Annotated in this window: 27 protein-coding genes and 1 other RNA gene; 19 read left to right on the forward strand and 9 right to left on the reverse strand. The window is 61.5% G+C overall.

The features are described 5' to 3' along the window. Positions 1-123: 123 nt before the first annotated feature. The 3 genes from ACR0J1_RS04820 to ACR0J1_RS04830 all read left to right on the forward strand — a co-directional run bounded on the left by ACR0J1_RS04820 (position 124) and on the right by ACR0J1_RS04830 (position 1,801). Entirely contained in the window at positions 124-342 is a 219-nt protein-coding gene (locus ACR0J1_RS04820; protein ID WP_480531086.1) for a DUF1127 domain-containing protein, read from the forward strand. A 173-nt stretch (positions 343-515) separates the two neighbouring features. Next, positions 516-1,253: a Bax inhibitor-1/YccA family protein gene (locus ACR0J1_RS04825; RefSeq protein WP_480531084.1), complete on the forward strand. Its 738-nt coding sequence runs from the start codon at positions 516-518 to the stop codon at positions 1,251-1,253. A gap of 68 nt (positions 1,254-1,321) precedes the next feature. Continuing rightward, on the forward strand, positions 1,322-1,801 hold the full coding sequence (locus tag ACR0J1_RS04830; RefSeq protein WP_480730999.1) for an N-acetyltransferase family protein: 480 nt from the start codon (positions 1,322-1,324) through the stop codon (positions 1,799-1,801). Between the two features lie 56 nt (positions 1,802-1,857). Here the strand turns inward: ACR0J1_RS04830 and ACR0J1_RS04835 are convergent, their stop codons facing one another. After that, on the reverse strand, positions 1,858-2,364 hold the full coding sequence (locus ACR0J1_RS04835; protein ID WP_480731001.1) for a hypothetical protein: 507 nt from the start codon (positions 2,362-2,364) through the stop codon (positions 1,858-1,860). A gap of 186 nt (positions 2,365-2,550) precedes the next feature. Continuing rightward, the gene (gene rpmG, locus ACR0J1_RS04840) at positions 2,551-2,718 is read right to left on the reverse strand and encodes a 50S ribosomal protein L33 (RefSeq protein ID WP_005630270.1); all 168 of its coding nucleotides are present in this window, start codon (positions 2,716-2,718) and stop codon (positions 2,551-2,553) included. Between the two features lie 352 nt (positions 2,719-3,070). Here rpmG and ACR0J1_RS04845 point away from each other — a divergent pair, with 352 nt between their 5' ends. Next, positions 3,071-3,403: a GYD domain-containing protein gene (locus ACR0J1_RS04845; protein ID WP_480731002.1), complete on the forward strand. Its 333-nt coding sequence runs from the start codon at positions 3,071-3,073 to the stop codon at positions 3,401-3,403. A gap of 10 nt (positions 3,404-3,413) precedes the next feature. Here the strand turns inward: ACR0J1_RS04845 and rnpB are convergent. The 5 genes from rnpB to gatC all read right to left on the reverse strand — a co-directional run bounded on the left by rnpB (position 3,414) and on the right by gatC (position 7,112). Further along, an RNA gene (rnpB, locus tag ACR0J1_RS04850) (RNase P RNA component class A) lies at positions 3,414-3,807 on the reverse strand. A gap of 125 nt (positions 3,808-3,932) precedes the next feature. Beyond that, the gene (locus ACR0J1_RS04855) at positions 3,933-4,643 is read right to left on the reverse strand and encodes an N-acetylmuramoyl-L-alanine amidase (RefSeq protein WP_480734632.1); all 711 of its coding nucleotides are present in this window, start codon (positions 4,641-4,643) and stop codon (positions 3,933-3,935) included. Then, a complete protein-coding gene (locus tag ACR0J1_RS04860) occupies positions 4,588-5,292 on the reverse strand; it encodes a hypothetical protein (RefSeq protein WP_480731007.1) in 705 nt (234 codons plus the stop codon). The genes ACR0J1_RS04855 and ACR0J1_RS04860 overlap by 56 nt, the downstream gene beginning before the upstream one ends. Before the next feature lie 41 nt (positions 5,293-5,333). After that, positions 5,334-6,821 (reverse strand): Asp-tRNA(Asn)/Glu-tRNA(Gln) amidotransferase subunit GatA, encoded by a 1,488-nt coding sequence (gene gatA, locus ACR0J1_RS04865; protein ID WP_480731009.1) that lies wholly within the window; start codon positions 6,819-6,821, stop codon positions 5,334-5,336. Between the two features lie 3 nt (positions 6,822-6,824). Next, on the reverse strand, positions 6,825-7,112 hold the full coding sequence (gatC, locus tag ACR0J1_RS04870; protein ID WP_480731011.1) for an Asp-tRNA(Asn)/Glu-tRNA(Gln) amidotransferase subunit GatC: 288 nt from the start codon (positions 7,110-7,112) through the stop codon (positions 6,825-6,827). Positions 7,113-7,321: 209 nt separating this feature from the next. On the opposite strand from gatC, the gene ACR0J1_RS04875 reads away from it, so the two are divergent. Continuing rightward, positions 7,322-7,480 (forward strand): hypothetical protein, encoded by a 159-nt coding sequence (locus tag ACR0J1_RS04875; RefSeq protein WP_480731013.1) that lies wholly within the window; start codon positions 7,322-7,324, stop codon positions 7,478-7,480. 154 nt (positions 7,481-7,634) lie between these two features. Next, positions 7,635-8,198 carry a DUF4202 domain-containing protein gene (locus tag ACR0J1_RS04880; RefSeq protein ID WP_480731015.1) on the forward strand — a complete coding sequence of 188 codons (564 nt, stop codon included), beginning with the start codon at positions 7,635-7,637 and terminating at the stop codon, positions 8,196-8,198. Here the strand turns inward: ACR0J1_RS04880 and ACR0J1_RS04885 are convergent. Continuing rightward, positions 8,195-8,845 carry a ceramidase domain-containing protein gene (locus tag ACR0J1_RS04885; protein ID WP_480731017.1) on the reverse strand — a complete coding sequence of 217 codons (651 nt, stop codon included), beginning with the start codon at positions 8,843-8,845 and terminating at the stop codon, positions 8,195-8,197. The genes ACR0J1_RS04880 and ACR0J1_RS04885 overlap by 4 nt on opposite strands. Positions 8,846-8,902: 57 nt before the next feature. Between ACR0J1_RS04885 and ACR0J1_RS04890 the strand changes: the two genes are divergently transcribed. The 3 genes from ACR0J1_RS04890 to ACR0J1_RS04900 are packed head-to-tail and all read left to right on the forward strand — an operon-like array spanning position 8,903 to position 11,735. Next, on the forward strand, positions 8,903-9,595 hold the full coding sequence (locus ACR0J1_RS04890; protein ID WP_480731019.1) for a metal-dependent hydrolase: 693 nt from the start codon (positions 8,903-8,905) through the stop codon (positions 9,593-9,595). Continuing rightward, positions 9,595-10,770, forward strand: coding sequence for a M24 family metallopeptidase (locus ACR0J1_RS04895; RefSeq protein ID WP_480731021.1), 1,176 nt, complete (start codon positions 9,595-9,597; stop codon positions 10,768-10,770). The genes ACR0J1_RS04890 and ACR0J1_RS04895 overlap by 1 nt, the downstream gene beginning before the upstream one ends. Then, positions 10,767-11,735: a nuclear transport factor 2 family protein gene (locus ACR0J1_RS04900; protein WP_480731023.1), complete on the forward strand. Its 969-nt coding sequence runs from the start codon at positions 10,767-10,769 to the stop codon at positions 11,733-11,735. Before ACR0J1_RS04895 ends, ACR0J1_RS04900 begins: the two co-directional genes overlap by 4 nt. Before the next feature lie 4 nt (positions 11,736-11,739). Here ACR0J1_RS04900 and ACR0J1_RS04905 read toward each other — a convergent pair whose 3' ends face one another. After that, positions 11,740-12,189, reverse strand: coding sequence for a nucleoside deaminase (locus ACR0J1_RS04905; RefSeq protein ID WP_480731025.1), 450 nt, complete (start codon positions 12,187-12,189; stop codon positions 11,740-11,742). A 61-nt stretch (positions 12,190-12,250) separates the two neighbouring features. On the opposite strand from ACR0J1_RS04905, the gene ACR0J1_RS04910 reads away from it, so the two are divergent. From ACR0J1_RS04910 to ACR0J1_RS04955, 10 genes are all read left to right on the forward strand, one after another. Next, positions 12,251-13,066 (forward strand): pseudouridine synthase, encoded by an 816-nt coding sequence (locus ACR0J1_RS04910; protein WP_480731027.1) that lies wholly within the window; start codon positions 12,251-12,253, stop codon positions 13,064-13,066. Between the two features lie 175 nt (positions 13,067-13,241). Further along, on the forward strand, positions 13,242-14,156 hold the full coding sequence (locus ACR0J1_RS04915) for a 5-bromo-4-chloroindolyl phosphate hydrolysis family protein (RefSeq protein ID WP_480731029.1): 915 nt from the start codon (positions 13,242-13,244) through the stop codon (positions 14,154-14,156). Between the two features lie 30 nt (positions 14,157-14,186). Continuing rightward, positions 14,187-15,377 carry a toxic anion resistance protein gene (locus ACR0J1_RS04920; protein WP_480731030.1) on the forward strand — a complete coding sequence of 397 codons (1,191 nt, stop codon included), beginning with the start codon at positions 14,187-14,189 and terminating at the stop codon, positions 15,375-15,377. A 14-nt stretch (positions 15,378-15,391) separates the two neighbouring features. After that, positions 15,392-16,348 carry a DUF2927 domain-containing protein gene (locus ACR0J1_RS04925; protein ID WP_480731032.1) on the forward strand — a complete coding sequence of 319 codons (957 nt, stop codon included), beginning with the start codon at positions 15,392-15,394 and terminating at the stop codon, positions 16,346-16,348. Positions 16,349-16,370: 22 nt separating this feature from the next. Continuing rightward, entirely contained in the window at positions 16,371-17,519 is a 1,149-nt protein-coding gene (locus tag ACR0J1_RS04930) for an SPFH domain-containing protein (protein ID WP_480731034.1), read from the forward strand. 34 nt (positions 17,520-17,553) lie between these two features. After that, positions 17,554-18,645 carry a TFIIB-type zinc finger domain-containing protein gene (locus ACR0J1_RS04935; protein WP_480731036.1) on the forward strand — a complete coding sequence of 364 codons (1,092 nt, stop codon included), beginning with the start codon at positions 17,554-17,556 and terminating at the stop codon, positions 18,643-18,645. 56 nt (positions 18,646-18,701) lie between these two features. Then, entirely contained in the window at positions 18,702-19,370 is a 669-nt protein-coding gene (locus tag ACR0J1_RS04940; RefSeq protein ID WP_480731037.1) for a nitroreductase, read from the forward strand. 31 nt (positions 19,371-19,401) lie between these two features. Beyond that, positions 19,402-19,839 (forward strand): D-aminoacyl-tRNA deacylase, encoded by a 438-nt coding sequence (dtd, locus tag ACR0J1_RS04945; RefSeq protein ID WP_480731039.1) that lies wholly within the window; start codon positions 19,402-19,404, stop codon positions 19,837-19,839. Further along, a complete protein-coding gene (locus ACR0J1_RS04950) occupies positions 19,839-20,942 on the forward strand; it encodes a glycerate kinase type-2 family protein (RefSeq protein WP_480731041.1) in 1,104 nt (367 codons plus the stop codon). The genes dtd and ACR0J1_RS04950 overlap by 1 nt, the downstream gene beginning before the upstream one ends. A gap of 45 nt (positions 20,943-20,987) precedes the next feature. Next, positions 20,988-22,982 (forward strand): CocE/NonD family hydrolase, encoded by a 1,995-nt coding sequence (locus ACR0J1_RS04955; protein ID WP_480731043.1) that lies wholly within the window; start codon positions 20,988-20,990, stop codon positions 22,980-22,982. The last annotated feature ends 24 nt before the right edge of the window (positions 22,983-23,006 follow it).

Genomic DNA, 23,006 nt, shown 5'->3' on the forward strand with positions numbered 1-23,006 from the left:
ACGATTCCTTATGGATTCCGTCAAAAACATTCATTTTCAAAATATGTCAGACTACGCCATATAGATCAAGGAAATTGATTGAAGCACCATGTTTCATCAGAAAACCAGGAAAGGGTAAATGTCATGACCCATATCGTCATTCCAACTTCTCATCACGCGCCCCGCTTCTCGGTGCTGCAATGGGTGCACAACATGCTGAGCCTGGCCCGCCAACGACGCGCGCTTGCAGGCCTGGATGACCGGGGGCTTGAAGACATCGGCATCACCCGCGCCGAAGCGCATACCGAGGCGGCGCGGCCGCCGTGGGATGCGCCCGACAACTGGCACAAACACCTTTACTAATTCAAAAAAACCGACAGTTTGGCGACCTTTTTGCCCGGGTCGCCAAATTTACTGACAGTTTTGCTGAGTTTTGGGCGTAAAACTCTTGAAACGAGGGCTCCACTCTCCGATATTTGCTAAGAAACCGGCCTGCTATCACGGGCTGCACACAGAATATTGAAGGGAGACCCTTTATGGCACAATTCGACACGATCCGGACGGCGTCTGGTGCGCGCGCTGCCGAGATTGATGAGGGCCTGCGCGCCCACATGAACAAAGTCTATGGCACCATGTCCATCGGCATGCTGATCACCTTTGCGGTGGCCTGGGCCGTTGGCACCAGCCCGCAGCTGCTGTCGGTGTTTCGCGATCCGGTGACGCTGAGCCCCAACATTCTGGGCTGGATCGTCATGTTCGCCCCGCTGGGTATGGTTTTCGCCTTTGGCGCCGCCATCAACCGCCTGTCGGCTGCCGGCGCTCAGCTGTTCTTCTATGCCTTCGCTGCCGTTATGGGCCTGTCGATGAGCTGGATTTTCGTCGCCTTCACCGGCATCTCGATTGCACAGGTGTTTCTGGTAACCTCGATCGCCTTCGCGGGCCTGTCGCTTTATGGCTATGTCACCAAGAAGGACCTGTCTGGCATGGGCACCTTCCTGATGATGGGCGTGATCGGCCTGATCGTGGCGATGGTCATCAACATCTTCCTGCAGTCACCTGCGATCATGTTCGCGGTCTCGATTCTGGGTGTTCTGATCTTCGCGGGCCTGACCGCCTATGACACGCAGAAGATCAAGACAACCTATCTGCAGATGGCCCATGCGGGCGATCAGGAATGGCTGGGCAAGGCCGCCATCATGGGCGCGCTGAACCTGTACCTGGACTTCATCAATATGTTCATGTTCCTGCTGCAGCTGCTTGGCAACCGCGAATAACGCGGGCGCATATCACAAGCCACAGGGCGGGTCCGAAACGACCCGCCCTTTTTTTATGGATACCAGTAATGACCATCACCAGACTTTGCCCCGCTCAGGCCGATCGCGTTTTGCCGCTGCTGCATCAGGTTCATGATCTGCACCGGCAACACCAGCCCGAACGCTATGCGCCGCTACCTCCGGACGCCGAGATGGCCGCTTTTCTGGAGAGCTGGCTCAAGCAACCTGATCTGTTCGGACTGATCTATGAGGAGAGCGGCGCGGTGCTGGGCTACGCGGTCTATGAGATCGAGCGCAGAGACGCCTCGCCGTTCCGTCGGGCAGAGATTCGGGCGATGGTGCATCAGATCAGCGTCGACAACCGCCACCACCGACGCGGGATCGGTACGGCCTTGATGGCAGAGGTGCGGGCGCATTTGCAGCGCGAAGGCGGGCAGGTTGTGGCCGCCAGCTACGCGATTTTCAACACCTCGTCTGCCGGCCTTATGGCCAGAGCTGGACTGCGTCCGGTGATGAGTTTCGCAGAGTGGCGGGCGGATGGCGCATAACAAAAAACCGCCCGCCGCAGAGGCAGGGGGTCTAACCTGATCTGGGTTTTGCTGGATCAGCTGCAGTTCAGTGGAACCGCAAAGCCGGAACTGCGCTCGGACGATCCTTTGCGGAACACATCTCCGGCGGGCAAGCAACCCGTGAAGCGTTCGGTCTGATTGCCAAAGGCGGTGCCAATTGAATTGTCGACCTTAGTGCTGTTATTCGGCGTCCGCAGCACGCCGAACAGTTGCCCGTTCACACTTACGGTGCTGAGGAACAGGTTAGTGCTGCTACCTTCCAGCAGAACGGCACTAGTGTCGGTACGACCGCCATTGTCGATCGCGACCCCGGCCACTTTGCCCGGCTCGGTCTTGTCGGACGAGACCTGAACCGTCGGCAATTCGGCCAGCTCTGCCGGAATATTGGTTGCGCGGGGGGCGAAAGCCACGGCACCTTTCACGTCCGAAACGGTACGCGGTTCTCCGTCGATGCCGGTAAAGCCGACACCTTCGCGGTTGAACGGGTCTTCGCAGGCTGACAGGGTCAGAACGGCAAGGGCGGGCAACAAGATTTTTTTCATGGCGGTCAACATTTTGGAAAGCGTTGCTGAAGCGTAGCGGCAGGGGATGCGAAAAAGCAAGCCGCTGCCCGAAAGAACACCCGCAGGGCTGATGCGCCCCTGCAACGCCTCGGATCCGGGCCGCACAACGAAAAAGGACCCTGCCTGAGGCAGAGTCCTTGTTCTGATCTTGGATCAGAAGGCAGATTACTTGATCTTGCCTTCCTTGTACTCGACATGCTTGCGAGCGACCGGATCGTATTTACGAACGGTCATTTTCTCGGTCATGGTGCGCGCGTTCTTTTTGGTCACGTAGAAGTGGCCCGTGCCCGCGGTCGAGTTCAGACGGATCTTGATTGTCGTCGGCTTCGCCATGGTTATCTCCTGCGTCCGAAAAGGCAGGGGCCTTTCGGTTGAATCCTTATGAGCGTGCGCTTTTACCTGCTCGCGCGCCCGAGTCAACCGGAATCGGGCCATTCGGCAAACAATTCACGGCACCCGCCGCGGCGACCGGTTTGGCGCGATCACGGGTCTGTGATAGGGTGCCCAAAATTCGCAGGCCTCTCACGCTCGCCCCTGACGGCGAGGGCCTCGCGCACCAACCGCTCACATCAAAGTTTTGACCGGACGCACCACCGACCGGCGTCGTTTCGCGTTTGCGCGCGGGAATGGCCCTGGGACCGGCCGGAGCACGGGTCCCCATAACAGAGTTCAAATGGAGGTACTCATGCCAATTTTCATCACCTACGCATCCTATTCCGAGGCCGGCGTCAAAGGGATGCTGAAGAAGCCGGCGGACCGGACGGCGCCGGTCAAGGCGCTGCTGAAGAAGGTCGGCGGTCGGCTTCTGGCCTTCTACATTACCACTGGGGATAACGATGTGGTCGTCATCAGCGAGGTCCCGAACGACACTGATGCGGTGGCCGTCGGCATGGCCGTTGCGGCCTCGGGCGCGGTGTCCCGGATTGAGACCGTGTGCGCCTGGAAGGCCAAGGACTTTGCTGCCGTTGCTAAAAAGGCCGCCAAGCTGACCGGTGCCTATACACCACCGGGCCGGTGATCGGAGACAATTGCGCGGAGGGCCTGTAAGCCGGATCCTGTTCCAGGGTTGCCCCCTTCGATGACCATTCCTCTAGGCCGCGCATTGCTGCGCGGCTCGAGCTGCCAACCCGGTCCCTCTCGGCCAAGGCGAGCCTAGCGGCGGTATCGGCTTGCACCGACCGGCCCGCGCGGGGACCCTATTCGGCATTGCTCCCGGTGGGGCTTGCCGTGCCACCGCTGTTGCCAGCGGCGCGGTGGGCTCTTACCCCACCGTTTCACCCTTGCCACACGCATGTGGCGGTCTGATTTCTGTGGCGCTTTCCGTCGGGTTTCCCCGCCCGGGCGTTACCCGGCACCGTTGCCTTGTGGAGTCCGGACTTTCCTCTCGGGTCTTGCGACCCCAGCGGCCATCCGGCCCTCCGCGCGAAGGGTGGGGTATGCGTTGGATCAGGCGGCGTCAAGGGTGGTTGGGGTGGTGAAGGGGCCAGCCCCTTCTTGGCCTGCAGCCAATTCATCCCCGGGATATTTTTGGCCAGATGAAGCTTGGATCAAGTTTGGTCGTGGGTCGGGCCGAGTACCTTGAGGTCATCTGGGTGTATCGGCCCGGTGGCCCAAGGGCGATAGCGCAGGCGGGTGGTGGCTAGGAGTGTGGTGTCATCCGTCGGGGCGGTGTAGCCGCGGGTTTCGGCGAGGGTGCGGAGGGTTGTGTCTGTTGGGGCTTTGGTGCCGCGTGGGGCGGCGAGGTTTTGGCGTTCCAGTCTTTGCCAGTCAAACCGGGGGCCGGGGTCGGATTTGCGGCCCGGGGCCATGTCGGAATGGCCGATCACGCCTTCAGTGGGGATGATCCAGCGGCGCATGATCTGAGGCAGCAGTTGTTCGAGCACCCGCATTTGTGGTTCGGAGAATGGGTGATCGCCGCGATTGTCCAGCTCGACGCCGATCGAGCGGGAATTTATGTCGGTTTGTCCGTGCCACTCCCCTGCCCCGGCGTGCCATGCGCGGTCTTCCTCGCGAACGAGTTGCCAGAGCGTACCGCCGCCGCCGATAAGGTAATGCGCCGAGACTTCAGGACCGGGATCGCAGAGCCGTTCGAGGGCGGCAGAAGCGCTCTCCATCGCGGTATAATGGAGCACGATCAGCGAGGGTTTCAGCCCATCCCGGCGGGGGCCGAAATTAGGAGATGGGTGCCAGATCGGCGAGAGCTCAGTTGTTGACGGCACTGCGGAACGCGCTGGGGTCCCAGCCGCAAGCGTAACCATCACCATCGGGGTCGAGCCCCTTGCGGTCACGCTGCGGGCCGCCGTTCGATAAGAACTCGATCTGGGCCTGATCGGGCGAGGCGAATTGGGCGCAATTGCGTTCGGCCTTGGCCTGCAGGTTGAACCCGGCGCGGCTGTAAAGCTGGGTGCCGACGGGGTTTGAGGTGCTCAGCGCGTATTGCACGATATTGGGCTGCCCGTCCGCGCCGCGCTGGGGCACAGCCGTGGGGGCGACGACCTCATAGGTTTGCCGGTTTTGCTCGATCCGAGCGGCGTCATCATTGATGCTGCGGCGGTTCGAGACGGCCTCGAAATCCTGCTCGTCCGAGATGGCGGTGTTGTTGATCGCGGTCAGAGGTGCGGCAGGCGCGGCCTGGTCAGAGGTGTTTGCCAAGGCAATAGCCGTCTGGTTTGCGATATCCGATGCGTCGCCCACCGGCGCGCCATCAACCGTTCCTTGTGCCGAAAGCGGTTGCTCCGAGATTGCCTCGGGCGGCAAAAGCGGGTTGCCGGCCAAGCCCTGCCCGGCCAGCTGCGCCTCGCGCTGCGCCTGATATTCCGGCGTATTGAAACCGGTTCCCGAAACGGGGGCAACGGTGTCACAGGCCGCAATCAACCCAAAGGCCGGGATCAGAAGCAATTTGCGCATATGGCTGCTCCGGTTGTCTGTTGCTGTATCGGGCCCGAGGCTTACCACCATTTGCCGGGCTTGGCCACAAACCCCGCAGCACTTTCCAGCGCATAGGCGGTGTTGAGCAGATCGCCCTCATCCCATGGGCGCCCGATCAGCTGCAGACCCAGCGGCAGGCCCTGCGCGTCCAGACCCGCGGGGACCGAGATGCCCGGCAGACCGGCGAGGTTGACCGTCACGGTGAAGACGTCGTTGAGGTACATCTGAACCGGATCGGCCTCGGTCATCTCTCCCAACCCGAACGAGGCGGACGGCGTCGCCGGGGTCAGGATCGCGTCGATGCCAGCGGCGAACACGTCCTCGAAGTCTTTCTTAATCAGGGTGCGGACCTTGCGGGCGCGGTTGTAGTAAGCGTCATAGAAGCCTGCGGACAGAACATAGGTGCCGATCATGACACGACGCTGAACCTCATGACCGAAGCCTTCCGCGCGGGTCTTTTCGTACATCTCTGTAATGCCGTCGCCCTGCGCCAGATGCGCGCGGCGGCCATAGCGGACACCGTCATAGCGGGCGAGGTTCGAGGATGCCTCGGCGGGTGCGATCACGTAATAGGCAGGCAGCGCATATTTGGTGTGCGGCAGCGAGATGTCGACGATCTCGGCCCCGGCGTCTTTCAGCATCTCGGCCCCATCGGCCCACAGCTTTTCGATCTCGGCGGGCATGCCGTCCATGCGGTATTCCTTGGGGATACCGATTTTCTTGCCCTTGATGTCGCCGGTCAGCATCGCCTCGAAATTCGGGACGGCGAGTTCGGTGCTGGTGGAATCCTTGGGGTCATGGCCGCACATGGTTTCCAGCATGATCGCCGCGTCGCGCACGTTCTTGGTCATCGGACCGGCCTGATCCAGCGAGGACGCAAAAGCCACGATGCCCCAGCGCGAACACCGGCCATAGGTCGGTTTGATCCCGGTGATGCCGACAAAGGCGGCGGGCTGGCGGATCGAGCCGCCGGTATCGGTGCCGGTGGCGGCCAGACACAGGTCGGCGGCCACGGCCGAGGCCGAACCACCCGAAGACCCGCCGGGTGTCAGTTGCGCGTCGTCATTGCCGCGCCGCCACGGGCTGACGGCATTGCCGTAGGTCGAAGTTTCGTTGGACGAGCCCATCGCGAATTCGTCCATGTTCAGCTTGCCCAGCATCACCGTGCCCGCATCGGCTAGTTGCTGCGATACGGTGGATTCGTATTCCGGCCTGAACCCTTCAAGAATCTTCGACGCCGCCTGCGAGGGCACGCCCTTGGTGCAGAACAGGTCCTTGATGCCAATGGGCAGGCCGCACATCGAGGGCGCGTCGCCCGCCTTGATCCGTTCATCGGCGGCTTTTGCACGCTCCAATGCGATTTCGGGCGTCTTGTGGACGAACGCGTTCAGCGCGTCGGCAGCGTCAATGGCCGTCAGGCAGGACTCGGTCAACTCGACCGAGGTCACATCGCCCTTGCGCAGCGCGTCGCGAGCTTCGGCCAGGCCCAGTTTGTTCAGATCGCTCATGTCTTACTCCACCACTTTGGGGACGGCAAAGAACCCTTCGCGCGCGTCAGGGGCGTTGGCCAGAACCTTGTCCTGCTGGTTTCCGTCGGTGACCTGATCCTCGCGCCGTTTCAGGCGCATCGGCTCGACCGAGACCATCGGTTCGACGCCGTCAATATCGACCTCGTTCAATTGTTCGATGAACCCAAGAATGGTGTTGAACTCGGATGCCAGCGCGGGCAGCGCGTCATCCTCGACCTTGATCCGGGCCAGTTTGGCCACCTTGGCGGCGGTGCTTTGGTCAATCGACATGGGAACCTCATATACGCTTAAGAAGGGCGTTTACCCGTCTGCCGCGGTACCCGCAAGACCGGTGCGCGCATGGGCGTTTCAATTCGCCTTTGCCATTATCGAATAGCCGACATGCGAAAAAGTAAACTAATTAGTTCATCTTGTCCTTGAAAAATCAAACTGAACGGTTCATTTCATAATAGTGCAACACGCAAAACCGGAGAAATCCAATGAAAACCTTCGTGACTGCCCTTGTTTTGTCTGCAACCGCGCTGGCCGCCCCGGCCATGGCGCTGAGCTTTGACATGAACCCTCTGACCCGGACCCTCACTTTCCCCGAACCGGCGCCTGAGCCTGCGACCAAGGGCCTGTCCAAGGCGGGCAAGTAACCTTGCCTGACGCGCCGGATCAGCCTCCTCACCCCCTCACCTGATCCGGCGCGTATGCAATTGACTGCTGCACAGGCAGCGACAAGCCGTTAGCATGGTTCCGAAAATCAGCCGAACCGCCCGACGCAGTTCAGGTAAGCCAACGGAGCCAAGTATGAGCACTCGCAAGCAAGTCGTTCTGGACGCAATCGATGCGGCCAACGCGGAGGACCCCAACTTTGAGGACGGCCAGCCCGAAGCGCTGCTATATGGCCAGCGCATGAGCGCCGAGCTTGACCGGCTGTTCCCTGACGCCTCGGACGCACTGCAGATCGCCGCGCGCGGGCAGCATGTCGAGCGCTGGAAGCTGAAGCGGACGGAATACCCCGAAGGCCGCGCGGGCTATCTCGCTTGGCGCAAGGCGCAGGGAGTGTTTCATGCCGGGGTGGTCCGTGGCCTGATGGAACAGGCCGAATACGGTGCGGATCAGATCGAAGCCGCCGAGCAGATGCTGCGCAAACAGGGAATCAAGCGCAACCCGGAGGTTCAGGCGCTTGAGGATGTGATCTGTTCCGTATTCCTGAAATGGTATTTTGCACCCTTCGCGGCCAAGCATTCGGCCGAGAAAATCCAGCGCATCGTCGAAAAAACCGCCGTCAAGATGTCAACCGAAGGGCGCGCCCGGGTTCTGGACGAGTTCGATCTGCCCGATCATCTAGCGGCGGCGTTCCGCGACTAGGCGCGGCGCATCAGGTGCCGCCGATAGACCTCGATCATCCAGCCGAGCATCGTTGCATTCAGGATGTGCCACATGAAGTGCGTACCCATCGGCAGGCGGGTGCAAGTCGGCTCATCCAGCGCCCGGAAGGTGATCGAGGCGATCAGGATCATCGCTCCGATCGCTAGCCCGGCTGCCGTTTCCGGCGTCTTGCGGCGTAGCAAGGCGGCATAGATGAGAATCAGCAAGGGCACCGGCGCGTAAGCGGCTGAGCCCCCCAGCCCGGGCACCCATTGGAACATAGGAATGGTCAAGGCAGCGTAGGGAAAGAACAGAGCGGTCAGTCCAAGCGCGTATAACGGCCGCAGCCCCCAGACATCGCGGTTCACGGCAAAAACATAGATCAGGATGAACAGCAGGATCGGGGCGACATCGGCCAGCGCGGCCCAGACCTGCGCATGGGTGTGAAAGAGAAAGCTGCCAACCCCGATCAGCGCCAGCACCGCCACCAGAGCCATTGCCAGCGGCATCCCCTGCCCGCGCACACGCCGCCACATGATAAACGCCGCGACCAGAAACGCGGCGTTGGTCACTGCGTTTACCGGCTCGGCCCAATAGGCGGGCGACAAGCGCTCGCAATAGCCATCGATTTCCTGAGTCCAGTCCATGGATTTTTACATAGCCGATGCTAGGGTGGCTCCAAGTCTAAAATGGGAGGGGTCTTCATGAATATCATCTGGCTGGGGCATGGTAGCTTTCGCATTGAAACCGCAGGTCAGGTTCTGCTGATCGATCCATGGCTGACCGGCAACCCGGTCCTGCCCGAAGATCAGCACGATGCGGCGGTGTCAGGCGCGACGCATATTCTGCTGACCCACACCCATTTCGACCATGTCGCCGATGTGCTGCCGCTGGCCAAACACCTGAATGTGCCCGTCGTCGGGCAGTACGACCTGATGGGATACTGGGCCGAGGCCGAAGGGATCGAGACCGTCGGCTTCAACAAGGGCGGCACGGTTGATCTGAACGGGGTGAAGGTCTCGATGGTCCCGGCCTCTCACAGTTCGACCTTTTCCACGCCGGATGGCTTGCGCGCGAGCGGAACCGAGATCGGTTATATGATCGCCTCCGAAGGTCATATGGTCTATGTCTCCGGCGACACCGATATCATGGCGGATATGGAGTGGATGGGGGACTACTATAAACCCGACATCGGCATCCTGTCGGCGGGCGGCCATTTCACCATGGACATGAAAGGCGCGGCCTACGCGGCCAAACGATACTTCAACTTCAAGACGCTAATCCCCTGCCACTATCAGACTTTCCCGATCCTTGAAGAGACGGCAGATGCGCTGAAAGACGCCCTGCCCGGGGTTGATGTGATCGAGCCTCAGGTCATGCAGGCAATCACGGTCTAATGCCGGCCTCGGACTTCAGCGCTCAGGAATATGCGGACCGGATCAGCAAGACCCGCGCGGCCATGGCGGGGAGCGGGATCGAGACTCTGCTGGTCACCGATCCGTCCAATATGGCTTGGTTGACAGGGTATGACGGGTGGAGCTTTTACGTGCCCCAAATGGTGATCCTGCCAGCCCAAGGCACGCCGCTTTGGTGGGGCCGGACGCAGGACAAAGCGGGTGCGGCGCAGACGACGTGGCTTGATCCCGCAGACCTGCTGGATTGGCCCGAGGAGCATGTGCAGCATCCCGATCACCACCCGGTTGATGCGCTTGTGCTTGCCCTGCGCGAACGGGGCTGGACCTCGGGGCTGGGGGTCGAGATGGACAATTACTATTACTCGGCGACCAGTCACCGCATTCTGGAATGCGCCTTTGGAACCGACACCCTGAGTGATGCAACTGGTCTTGTGAACTGGCAGCGCGCCGTCAAAAGCGACGCCGAGATCGGGATGATGCGCAAAGCGGGCCGGTTGACCGCTCATATGCACGGCGTTCTGCGCGACGCGTTTCGCGAGGGGCTGCCGAAAAACCAACTGGTTGCCGAAGTTCAGGCGGCAGGGATCGTAGGCTTACCCGGCCTCGCCGGCGATTACCCCGCGATCGTACCGATTGCGCCCTCGGGCCAAGAGGCCTCGGCCTCGCATATCACCTGGAATGACCGCCCTCTAACGCGTGGCGAGGCCACCTATTTCGAAATCTCGGGCTGCTATCGCCGCTATCACTGCCCCGCCAGCCGCAGCCTGTTTCTGGGTGAACCACCCGACGATATCCGCCGCGCCGAAACAGCGGTGCTGACCGCCATCAACGACGCGCTGAGTATCGCGCGCCCAGGCATTTCCTGTGAAGAGGTTGCGGCTTGTGTCTATGACAGCTTCGCGCGCGCCGGGTATGTCAAAGCCAACCGGACCGGCTATCCCATCGGGCTCAGCTATCCTCCGGATTGGGGAGAACGCACCATGAGCTTGCGACCCGGCGATACCACCGAATTGCGCGAAAACATGACCTTTCACCTGATGCCCGGCCTATGGACAGCGGATTGGGGGCTGGCCATCACTGAGAGCTTCGTGGTGACGCCGGACGGTGGAAAACCACTGGCGGACATTCCCCGCGATCTTGTGGTGAAACCCGCGTGACCCAACTCATCCGCCCTTCGCCCGAATTGGTCGCAGTGGTGCGGCGCTGGAACGATGCAGTTCATGACAAGGACGGCGCGGCGCTGTTCAATATGCTGTCGACCTCGGAACACTTGCGCTATCAGGGATCAGCCGATGACGAATTCTGGTCTGGCCCGCTATTTCGAAAGGGCTTTCCCGACCACGTGGCCGAAATCCCGGAGTATGACTGGCACGAACACACGCTTGAGGCGTTTGAATGCGGCGCGGTTGGCTGGGCTCATTGCGTTGCCACGTTGCGCTTTGACAATACCGCAAATGCCATGGTGCACAGGTTTACATTTGTTCTGCACCTAGAAGACGGCGTGTGGAAGATGGTGCATGTCCATGTCTCGAATCCGACCCCCAATCTGGAAAAAATGGGCGTCGAGCACGAAGCGCTGGACGCTTTGGTCGCAGCCGCCCGCGATGGGTTTCGGCAGGATCAACGCGAAGGCATGGCGTCGGTCATGTTTACCGATATCGTCAATTCTTCGACCATTGCCGAAAAGCTGGGGGATCGCGTCTGGACCGATACCATCCACAAGCATTTCGAACTGGCGCGAAGTGTGATGGAGGCGCAGGGCGGAACGTTGGTGAAATCACTGGGGGATGGAACCATGTCCAGCTTTCCCTCGGCTCGTGCGGCGTTGATGGCTGCCGCCGAACTGCAGCGGCACAATACGGCAGAACCAAGCGAGCCACCCCTACGGATTCGCATCGGGATACATACCGGGGACGTCATTCAGACCGATGACGATTTCTTTGGAACAGTGGTGAACAAGGCGGCGCGGATTGCAGCAACCGCCGCCCCGGGCGAGGTCTGCCTTTCTGATGCGACCCAGCTTATGGCGGGCGGTCAGGATGATCTGACTTTTGGCGGTCCCAGAATGGTCACGCTGAAAGGCCTGCCCGGCGATCACACGGTGTACAGCCTGACGTGGTAGCGCGCTATCGCCGCCCAGCGAAGAACGCCTTGAGCAATTGCTCGGCCTCCTCCGCCCCGATTCCGTCATAGATTTCGGGCGTATGATGCGCCTGTGGGTGCGAGAACACCCGCGCGCCATGGGCGACCCCACCGGATTTCGGATCGGAGGCCCCGTAGTAGATGCGCCGGATGCGCGCCGCCGCCAGCGCCGCCGCGCACATGGCACAGGGTTCCAACGTTACGTACAGATCGTGATCAGGAAGACGCTCGGACCCGGCCGCGGCGCAGGCCGCACGCAGGGCCAGAATCTCGGCATGAGCGGTGGGGTCGTTCAAGGCGCGGGTGCGGTTGCCATCTGCTGCAACAACGCGCCCGTCCGGCGCGACAATCACCGCACCGACAGGCACCTCGCCCCGGTCTGCTGCCGCTTTCGCCTGCTCCAGCGCCAGTTTCATGTGGGATCTGAACTCCATGCCTCTGACTGCCTCAGAAACCTGCCTTTCGCAAGCCGCCGGGATGCGTTATGGCCGGAGGATGACAAAGCCCCCTCCTCCTGGCGACCGGATCGCCAAAGTGCTGGCCCGCGCCGGCGTCGCCTCGCGCCGCGAGGCCGAGCGCATGATCGAAGCCGGTCGTGTGGCCTTGAACGGCAAACCCATCAGCAGCCCGGCGCTGAATGTGACCGCCAAAGACAAGATCACTGTCGACGGCAAGCCGGTGTCCGAGCCGGAGCCCGCGCGCCTGTGGCTATATCACAAGCCACCCGGTCTGGTGACGACCGCCCGCGACGAAAAGGGCCGCAAGACGATCTTTGATGACCTGCCCGAGGATATGCCGCGGGTGATGAGCGTCGGGCGGCTTGACCTGAACTCGGAAGGGTTGCTGCTGCTGACCAATGATGGCGGCATCAAGCGCAAACTGGAACTGCCCTCGACCGGGTGGCTGCGAAAATACCGCGTGCGGGTCAACGGACGGCCCAAGGACGAGGATTTTGAACCGCTGCGCAAGGGGTTGGTGATCGACGGAGAACGCTTTCAACCCATGACCGTGACGCTGGATCGTCAACAGGGGGCGAATGCCTGGCTGACCATCGGCCTGCGCGAAGGCAAGAACCGCGAAATTCGCCGCGCCATCGAAGATATCGGCTATGTGGTGAACCGCCTGTTGCGTGTGTCTTATGGCCCGTTCCAGTTGGGTGATCTGAAATCCGGTGCGGTCGAGGAAATCCGTCGCCGGGTCATGCGGGATCAACTGGGTCTGGAAGCAGAGGATGGCCAGAAACCACCTGCCAAACGCCCCGCCCGGCCACAGCGCAAAAGACCGGCAATCGGCAAGAAATCTCGCAAGTGATGCGGGTTATTTAACCTTCCCCCTAGCGCCAAGCCCGCGCATCGCCTAACTTTTCTGTGACAGCCACAGTTGGGGGGCACCATGTCCGGGACCGGAGTGCAAAAATTGGCCTATGCGGCCCTGTTGGTGCTGCTGTTCGGTGTCTGTACTGGCCTGCTGGGGGGCTTGTAAGGACATGGCCAAACGGTACGGCGGCAAATTCAGCCCTCAGGGCGACGCTTCCCCGGAAGAGCAGCCCACGCGTGGCCAGTTCGATGGCGCTCGGGTCGAGCCTGCCGGTGCGCGGGCGAACATCCTGTTCCTCCCGGCGATCCCGCTGGTGTTTCTGTCCCTGAATGATGGCGCCATCGGCATGACCATCGGCTTGGTCGCCGCCGGGCTTCTGACCGCAGCAGCGTTCCTGCTGCGCGAAGGATTGCGGGCCGAAGCGGCCTATAACGCGCGCCGCACCGCGCGCAGACCCGCCTTTCCGCGCAAGATATTTTCCAGCGTTCTGACGGGGTTGGGTGCCGCTCTGGCCTCATACCGGACCGAGTTTCTGGACGCCGAGACCGCCGCGCAGGCCAGCCTGCTGGCCCCGATACTGTTTGGCGTCGCGGCAACAGTTTTGCACTCCATCTCGTTCGGCCTTGATCCGATGAAAGACAAAGGGATGGAGGGCGTCGACACCTTCCAGCAAGACCGTGTCGCACGAGTCGTTGAGGATGCCGAGACCCATCTGACCCAGATGACTGACGCGATCAAACGCGCAGGTGATCGTCGGATCGAAGCGCGGGTGGAACGCTTTCAGGACACCGCCCGCGATCTGTTCCGCACGGTCGAGGAAGATCCCCGCGATCTGGCTGGGGCCCGGAAATACCTGACGGTTTATCTGCAGGGCGCGCGCGATGCGACGGTGAAATTTGCAGATGTTTATGCCCGCACCCGCGATGCGCAGGCGTTGAAAGACTACACTGCGCTGCTGGACGATCTGGAACAGAATTTCGCGGCGCGAACGCGAAAAATGCTATTGGATGACCGCAGTGATCTGACGGTTGAAATTGATGTGCTGCGCGACCGGTTGCAGCGCGAAGGCGTCCGGTTGGACTGACCGGCCACTATTTGAGCGAGGATTATCCCCATGTCCGATAACATCAAGAACAAAGCCGTCGAGGCCGAGACGCTGGTGCAGGAAGTCACCGCCGTAGCCCTGCCCGAACCACAGGCCGAAATCGTTCTGCTTGAGGATGCCGACGAACCCGTTGGCGCGGAAATCCGCAAACGGATGAATGAGATCGACATGGACAATACCAACTCGATCGTGTCCTTCGGGTCTTCGGCACAGGCCGAGCTGCAGGAGATCAGTCAGGCTATGCTCGCTGATGTGCGCAACAAGGATGTGGGGCCTGCGGGCGACAGCCTGCGCAATATCGTGACCACGATCCGCGGCTTCTCGGTCAGCGAACTGGACGTCCGGCGCGAGCGCAGCTGGTGGGAAAAGCTGTTGGGTCGCGCTGCACCCTTTGCCAAGTTCACGGCGCAGTATGAGGATGTTCAAAGTCAGATTGACCGGATCACTGACGATCTGCTGGGACATGAGCACACGCTTCTGAAGGACATCAAATCGCTGGACCTTCTGTATGAAAAGACGCTGGAATTTTATGATGAACTGGCGCTCTATATCGCGGCGGGCGAGGAAAAACTGACCGAGTTGGACAGCCAGGACATCCCGGAAAAAGAGGCCGAAGTGCAGGCCGCGCCCGAGGACCAACAGGTGATGAAAGCGCAAGAGTTGCGCGACCTGCGCGCCGCCCGCGATGATCTGGAACGCCGGGTGCATGATCTGAAACTGACCCGTCAGGTGACGATGCAATCTCTGCCCTCGATCCGTCTGGTGCAGGAGAATGACAAGTCGCTGGTGACCAAGATCAACTCGACACTCGTCAACACCGTGCCGCTGTGGGAAACGCAATTGGCGCAAGCCGTCACCATCCAACGCAGCGCCGAAGCAGCGGCGGCGGTACGCGATGCCAATGATCTGACCAATGAGTTGCTGACCTCGAACGCGGCCAATCTGCGCGAGTCGAACAAAGCGATCCGCCAAGAGATGGAGCGTGGTGTGTTCGATATCGAGGCCGTCAAACAGGCCAACGCGGACCTGATCGGCACAATCAACGAAAGCCTGGCGATTGCAGACGAAGGCAAAGCCAAACGCGCCGCAGCCGAGGAAGAGTTGCAGAAGATGGAAACCGAACTGCGCGATACGCTCGCCGCAGCCAAGGCGCGGCAGGACGGGACCGGCGATAACGCCGGGACGGCTGTCCCCGGATAAAGGAAAAGACGGGCGTGCGGCCATCACTCAGAATCAATTGCGCACTGCTTGGCCTCTCGCTGCTGGTGTTGGCCGGTTGCGACGCGGCGTTGACAAGCTCGGTGGTACCGGAACCCCGCCCGGCGCAGCCGGAGGGCCCGGGAAACACCTATGTCGCACCGTCAGCAGCGAGCCTTGATCTGGCGCGGTATTACCAGGGCGTGCAGAATAACCTGCTGACACGCGGGTTGCTGCGCACTGATGGCGGCGGCCCGGATACGCCCTATGACGCCGATGATCTGGCACGCAATTTCGAGGCCATCGCCTTCTATAGCGAATACCCCTCGCAAAACGTCTCGGCCGGTGCGCGCCGGACCAGCCGTCAACTCAGCCGCTGGTCGAACCCGGTACGTATCAAACCCGAATTCGGCCCCTCGGTCGCGCCAGAAGTTCGACAGCTCGACGCGGCCCAGATCGGGTCCTATGCCAATAGGTTGTCGCGGCTGATGGATCATCCGATTTCGACCGTCAGCCGCAACGCTAACTTTCACGTCTTTGTCGCGGGCGAGGATGACACGGCCTATGTGCAGGCGCGGTTGCGGCAGTTGATCCCGGGCATCGGGCAGGCACAGCTTGATCTGTTTGATAAGCTGCCCCGGTCCTTCTATTGCTTCGTCTTTGCCTCGGCCTCAGTCGGGTCGCCCCAGACCTATACGCGGGCGGTCGCGCTGATCCGGTCCGAACATCCCGATCTGGTGCGGCTCAGCTGTATCCACGAGGAAATAGCGCAGGGGCTGGGCCTTCCGAATGACAGCCCACAGGCGAGGCCCTCGATCTTTAACGATGATGACGAGTTTGCCCTGCTCACCAGCCATGACGAAAAGCTGCTGACCATCCTTTATGACCCGCGCCTGCAACCCGGCATGAGCGCGGATGAGGCCCGCCCGGTGGTCCGCATTATTGCACGCGAATTGATGGGGCAGTCGCTCTGACCCCGAGAACAGGAGAAATCCAATGGGAATTTTTGATTTTCTAACCGGCGAATTCATCGACGTCATCCACTGGGTCGACGACACCCGCGACACGATGGTCTGGCGGTTCGAGCGTGAAGGCCACGAGATCAAATACGGCGCCAAGCTGACGGTACGCGAAGGTCAGGCTGCGGTCTTTGTGCATGAAGGGCAACTGGCAGACGTGTTCACCCCGGGTCTTTACATGCTTGAGACCAACAACATGCCGATCCTGACGACGTTGCAGCATTGGGATCACGAGTTCCAGTCGCCGTTCAAGTCTGAGGTCTATTTCGTCAACACGACCCGGTTCAACGACCTGAAGTGGGGCACCAAGAACCCGATCATGCTGCGCGACCCCGAGTTCGGGCCGACCCGTATCCGTGCCTTTGGCACCTATACGGTGCGCGTCAAGGATGCGGCGAAGTTTCTGGTCGAAATCGTTGGCACAGATGGTGAGTTCACGATGGATGAGATCAGCTTTCAGATCCGCAACATCATCGTGCAGGAATTCAGCCGCGTCATCGCCGGGTCGGGCATCCCGGTTCTGGACATGGCCGCCAACACCGCCGATCTGGGCAAACTGATTGCGGCTGAGGTCTCGCCCGTTCTGGATGGCTACGGGTTGGAGATGCCTGAATTCTATATCGAAAATATTTCGCTGCCGCCTGCGGTCGAGGCGGCGCTGGACAAGCGCACCTCGATGGGGCTGGCCGGAGATCTGGGCAAATTCACCCAATACTCAGCTGCCGAGGCCATGACGGCGGCGGCCAACAACCCCGGTCAGGGCGGCGGCATGGGCGCGGGTCTTGGCATGGGGATGGGCATGGCGATGGCACAACAGATGTCGAACATGGCAGCGGGTCAGCCGAGCAGCCCGTGGGGCAGTTCCGCCCCCGCTGCCCCACAACCTTCGACGCAAGCGGCACCGCCCCCTCCTCCGCCGGTTGAGCATGTGTGGCATATCGCGGTTGATGGGCAGACCAGCGGGCCGTTCTCGAAAGCCAAGATGGGGCGCATGGCCGCGGACGGAGAGCTGACGCGCGACACCCATGTCTGGACCGCAGGGCAAGACGGTTGGAAAAAAGCGGGCGACGTGCAGGAACTGGCGCAACTGTTTACGATACTGCCGCCGCCGCCGCCGGGGGCTTGATCTGACCGCCAGGAACCAGAGATCGGGGGCAGGTATGGCCAAAGACGAACACCGCTTCCCCTGCGACCAATGCGGGGCGGATTACCGGTTCAACCCCGGTGACGGAACGCTGACCTGTGATCATTGTGGTCATTCCGAACCCATCGGTGCGGGTCCCTGGGGCGGCGCGAGCCTACGCGAGCTGGATTTCGACGCGGCCATAGCGGAACGTCTGCCGGACAGCGAGATCGAAGAAACCCGCGTTCTCACTTGCCCGAATTGCGCTGCGCAGGTCGAGTTCGACCCGAACACCCATGCCGCCGAATGCCCGTTCTGCGCCACCCCGGTCGTGACGGATACCGGTGTGAGCCGTCATATCAAGCCGCGCGGCGTGCTGCCCTTTGCGCTGGATGAGCGCAGCGCGCATAAGGCGATGGGCGACTGGCTGGGGCGGCTTTGGTTCGCTCCCAACGGGCTTAAGGAATACGCCCGCAAGGGACGCAAGATGCAGGGCATCTATGTGCCCTACTGGACCTTCGACACCGATACCAAGTCCAGCTATCGGGGTGAGCGCGGCGTCGTTTATTATGAAACCCGGACCGTCATGCGAGATGGGAAACGCGTGCAGCAGCGGGTGCCAAAGGTGCGATGGAGCCCAAAATCTGGACGCGTGGCACGGTTCTTTGATGATGTGCTGGTTCTTGCCTCTCGGTCGCTGCCCAAGTCCTACACCGACGCGCTGGAGCCTTGGGATTTGCCCGCGCTGGAACCCTATCAGCCAGAGTACCTGGCCGGGTTCCGGGCCGAAGCTTATACCGTTGAACTCCAGGAAGGATACACCGAGGCACGGGCGCATATGGCTCGCGTAATCGAGCGCGACGTGCGTTTCGACATTGGCGGTGATCGCCAGCGTATCCATGCGGTTGATACGGATGTGCGCGATGTCACGTTCAAACACATTCTTCTGCCGGTCTGGATGGCGGCCTACAAGTATCGTGGCCAGACCTATCGCTTTGTGGTCAACGGGCGCACCGGGCGCGTTCAGGGTGAACGGCCATGGTCCGCGATCAAGATCACCATCGCGGTTGTGCTGGGCCTTCTGGTTGCCGCGGGCGTTGGGTATCTGGTGGCGACCGGCCAGCAATAGCCTTGCGCATCGCGCGCCCTGACGTCATCTTCGCCCCGATCAGACCGGAGGCCCCCGTGACATTCACAGCGTTGAACCAGTTGCTGCACGCGCGCCATTCCTGCCGTGCGTTTCGCCCCGATCCGGTGCCGCGTGATCAGATCGAACATATCGTGGCCAGCGCCAGCCGTGTGCCCAGCTGGTGCAACGCACAGCCGTGGCAGTTAACCATAACCAGCGGGACAGAGACCGATGCGTTCCGCACCGCCCTTCTGCACGAGGCGACCAGCGGCGCGCCCGCACCAGACCTGCCCTTCCCGACCGGCTATTCCGGTGTTTATCAACAGCGCCGCCGCGCCTGCGGATGGGCGCTGTATGACGCGGTGGGGGTCGAGAAAGGCGACCGCGCTGGATCGGCCCGGCAGATGATGGAGAACTTCGCGCTGTTCGGTGCCCCACATTGCGCGATCCTGTCCAGCCCGGCAGAGCTGGGCGCTTACGGCGCCATGGATTGCGGAGGGTTCGTGACAGCGTTCACTCTGGCCGCTCAAGCCTTGGGCGTGGCCACCATCCCGCAGGCCGCAGTCGCGTCGTATGGCCCGTTTTTGCATCGCTATTTCGACATCCCCGATGATCGCCTGATCCTGTGTGCGATTTCGTTCGGCTATCCCGACCCCGACCACCCCGCCAACGCGTTTCGCACCGAACGCGCTGAGGTCAGCCAGATCATCGACTGGCGCGACTAAGCCAGCCAATCAACAAGCGAGAAACCAGACCATGCGCGCTTTGCTTCAACGAATTTCCCGGGCCTCGGTGATCGTCGACGGCTCAGTCATCGGTCAGTCGGGACCGGGATTGATGATCCTCGTCTGCGCGATGCAGGGGGACGGTGATGCTCAGGTCGAGCAACTTGCGAAAAAGGTCGCAAAGCTGCGGATTTTCAAGGACGACGCGGGGAAGATGAACCGTTCTATTCTGGACGTTGGAGGCTCGGCGCTGGTGGTCAGCCAGTTCACTCTGGCGGCGGATACGTCGCGGGGCAACCGACCCGGATTTTCCGCAGCCGCCCCGGCAGCTGAGGGCGAACAGTTGTACGAGGCTTTTGCCCGGAAACTCGCGGCTTTGGGTATTCCAGTGGAAACCGGAGCATTCGGTGCGGATATGGCAGTAGAACTGGTCAACGATGGGCCGGTTACGATTTGGATGGAAAGCTGATGCAGGCGTCTCAACTGGCTTTGGAATTCTGGCGTGCTGGCGTTGCAGCCGTTGACGGCTATCGCGCAACGCTGGAGGCCACGCAAGATATGGACCGCCCCAACCAGATTCTGGCCGTGGGCAAAGCCGCAGGCGCGATGGCACGCGCAGCGGCGGAACGGTTCGGCGATGTGCCCGCTCTGGTCGTGACCAAGGATGGCCATGGCGACGGGCTGCCAGCGCATCTTCGCGTGGTCGAAGCATCGCACCCGGTTCCCGATGCCCGTTCACTGACCGGGGGCCGCGCGCTGCGCGAAGCCGTTGAGGGCATGGCACCGGGCAGCCATGTGCTGCTGCTGGTTTCGGGCGGGGCGTCGTCTTTGGCCGAGGACCTTGTGCCCGGGAAAACTCTGAATGATCTAGCCGCGCTGAACCGTCAGCTACTGGCCGATGGGCTGGATATCGGCGCAATGAACGCGGAACGGCGCAAACTGTCCCGGATCAAGGGTGGAGGGTTGTTGTCGCATTTCTCTGGGGCAAAGGCGACGGTTCTGGCGATCTCGGACGTGCCCGGCGACGATCTGGGCGTGATTGGGTCCGGTATCGGATCGCTTCCGGACGCGCCTGCGTTTGCGGCGCAGACCTCGATCATCGCATCCAACGCCCACGCGCGCGACGCAGCAGCGCTGGCGGCGCAGCGGGCCGGGCTTGAAGTTCTGGCCAATGAAGAGGCGCTGCATGACGACTATCTGACCGTCGCGACCCGCATCGGCGCGCGGCTGCGTCAGATGCCCAACGGCGTGATGGTGTTTGGCGGAGAGCCCACGGTGGTTCTGCCCGCCACCCCCGGCCGCGGCGGGCGCAATCAGGCGCTGGCGCTGGCTCTGGCGCGTGAGATTGCCGAGCACCCCGGATTGACCGTGATCGTCGGTGGCACCGATGGCACCGATGGGCCAACCGATGCCGCCGGGGCCATCGTGACCGGAGCCACATGGAAACCAGAGGCCGAGGATTATCTGCAGCGCGCCGACAGCGGCAGTTTTCTCGACGCAGCGGGCGCGTTGTTGATCACGGGGCCGACAGGAACCAATGTCATGGATCTGGTGATTGCAATCCGGGACTGATCTGACATCTTGGCCGGGTCCCTTTTCGGCCCGGAGATCAGACACATGGCGCAGTCCCCCAACACACTTCGCGAGATTGAGGACGTCGCCGATATGGGCATCACCATGCCCGACGGCTGCCGCCTGTCGGCGCGGGTCTGGCGGCCTGTCGATGCGCTCGACCACCCGGTTCCCGCGATTCTGGAGCACCTGCCCTATCGCAAACGCGACAGCACCGCGACCCGTGACGCGCTGACCCATCCGTGGTTCGCCAAGCGCGGCTATGCCTGCATCCGCGTCGATATGCGTGGGAACGGCGACAGCGACGGGCTGATGGAGGACGAATACACCCAACAAGAGCTGGATGATGCCGTCGAGGTGATCCGCTGGCTGGCCGATCAGCCATGGTGCAATGGCTCGGTTGGGATGATGGGGATCAGCTGGGGTGGGTTCAATTCCCTGCAGGTCGCGGCGATGCAACCTGAGGCCCTGAAAGCGATCATTACGCTGTGTTCGACGGCGGATCGATATGCCGATGATATCCATTACAAAGGCGGCTGCCTGCTGAACGAGAATCTCGGCTGGGGGGCGACGATGTGGTCCTATTCCTCGCGCGCGCCGGACCCTGCGTTGCGGGACAACTGGCGTGATCTCTGGCTGAAGCGGCTAGAGAATGAGCCCTTCCTGCCCTCGGTCTGGCTGCGCCACCAAGCGCGGGATGCCTATTGGCAGCATGGCTCGGTCTGCGAGGATTTCAGCGCCATTCGCGCCGCCACACTGGCAGTCGGCGGCTGGGGGGACTCCTACAAGAACACTGTGCCTTTGCTGGTTGAGGCGCTCGATGCTCCGGCAAAAGGGATCGTTGGCCCTTGGGTGCACAAATACCCGCATTTCGCCGTGCCTGAGCCGCGCATTGGCTTTCTGCAAGAAGCGCTGCGTTGGTGGGATCATTGGCTGAAGGGCGAGGATACCGGGGTTGCGGATGATCCCGACTATCGCGCCTATGTCATGGACGGTGTGCGGCCCGCACGCTGGTATAATGAACGACCGGGGCGATGGATCGCCGAGGCAGACGGGGCAACCTCACACCTGCCCACAACCACACTGCGCCTGACGGACGATGGTCTGAGCGGCGATGGGCCGCTGGATACGCGCATCCGGTCGCCGCACACCTGCGGGATGGAGAGCGGCGAGTATTGCGCAATCTGGCTTGGCCCCGACATGCCCGGTGATCAGCGGGGCGACGATGCTTTGTCGGCCTGTTTCGACAGCCCGCCTTTGGAATCAGGTACCGAGATCGTCGGCGCACCGAAAATCCGACTGCGCCTGAGCGCCGACAAACCACAGGCACAGATCGCGGTTCGGTTGAACCATATCCACCCTGACGGAGCCTCGACCCGGATCACCTATGGCGTGCTGAACCTGACTCATCGAGACAGCCACGCCGAACCAGCTATCCTGACGCCCGGAGAGGTTTATGACATTGAACTCGATCTTGATCACATCGCCTATCGTGTGCCTAAAGGTCATCAGCTGAGAGTGGCCGTTTCAAGCGCCTACTGGCCCCTGATCTGGCCTTCGCCGGAAACCGCCGAACTGCATCTGACCAGAGGAGAGATTATCCTGCCAACCCGCGAACCGGGCCATGGCGACGAATGCGCTTTTGCCCCGCCAGACGCCGAAACGCCGCGCCGGGTCACCACCCTGCGCGAGGCACAGAATACCCGGCGGGTCGAGACCGATATGAACACCGGCCAGACTCACCTGATTATCGAAGATGACTTCGGCAAGCTGCGTGACGAGATGCACGGGCTGGTCACCGGCAGCACCGCGTTCGAGAAATGGTCGATTCACCCTGACGACCCCCTGTCGGCACGCGGCGAATGCCGCTGGACACAGGAAATGCAGCGCGACGATTGCCAATTACGTACCGAGACCAGTTGCGAAATGTGGTCGGATGCCTCGCATTTTTATCTGCGGGCCGATATCAACGCTTATGAAAACGGGACTGCCGTGTTTTCGAAATCCGTCGAGGACACCATCCCGCGCAACCAGATGTGATTTTCCGCACGGCCCGACCGGACA

It is taken from the genome of Ruegeria sp. CJ3, from assembly GCF_056536725.1.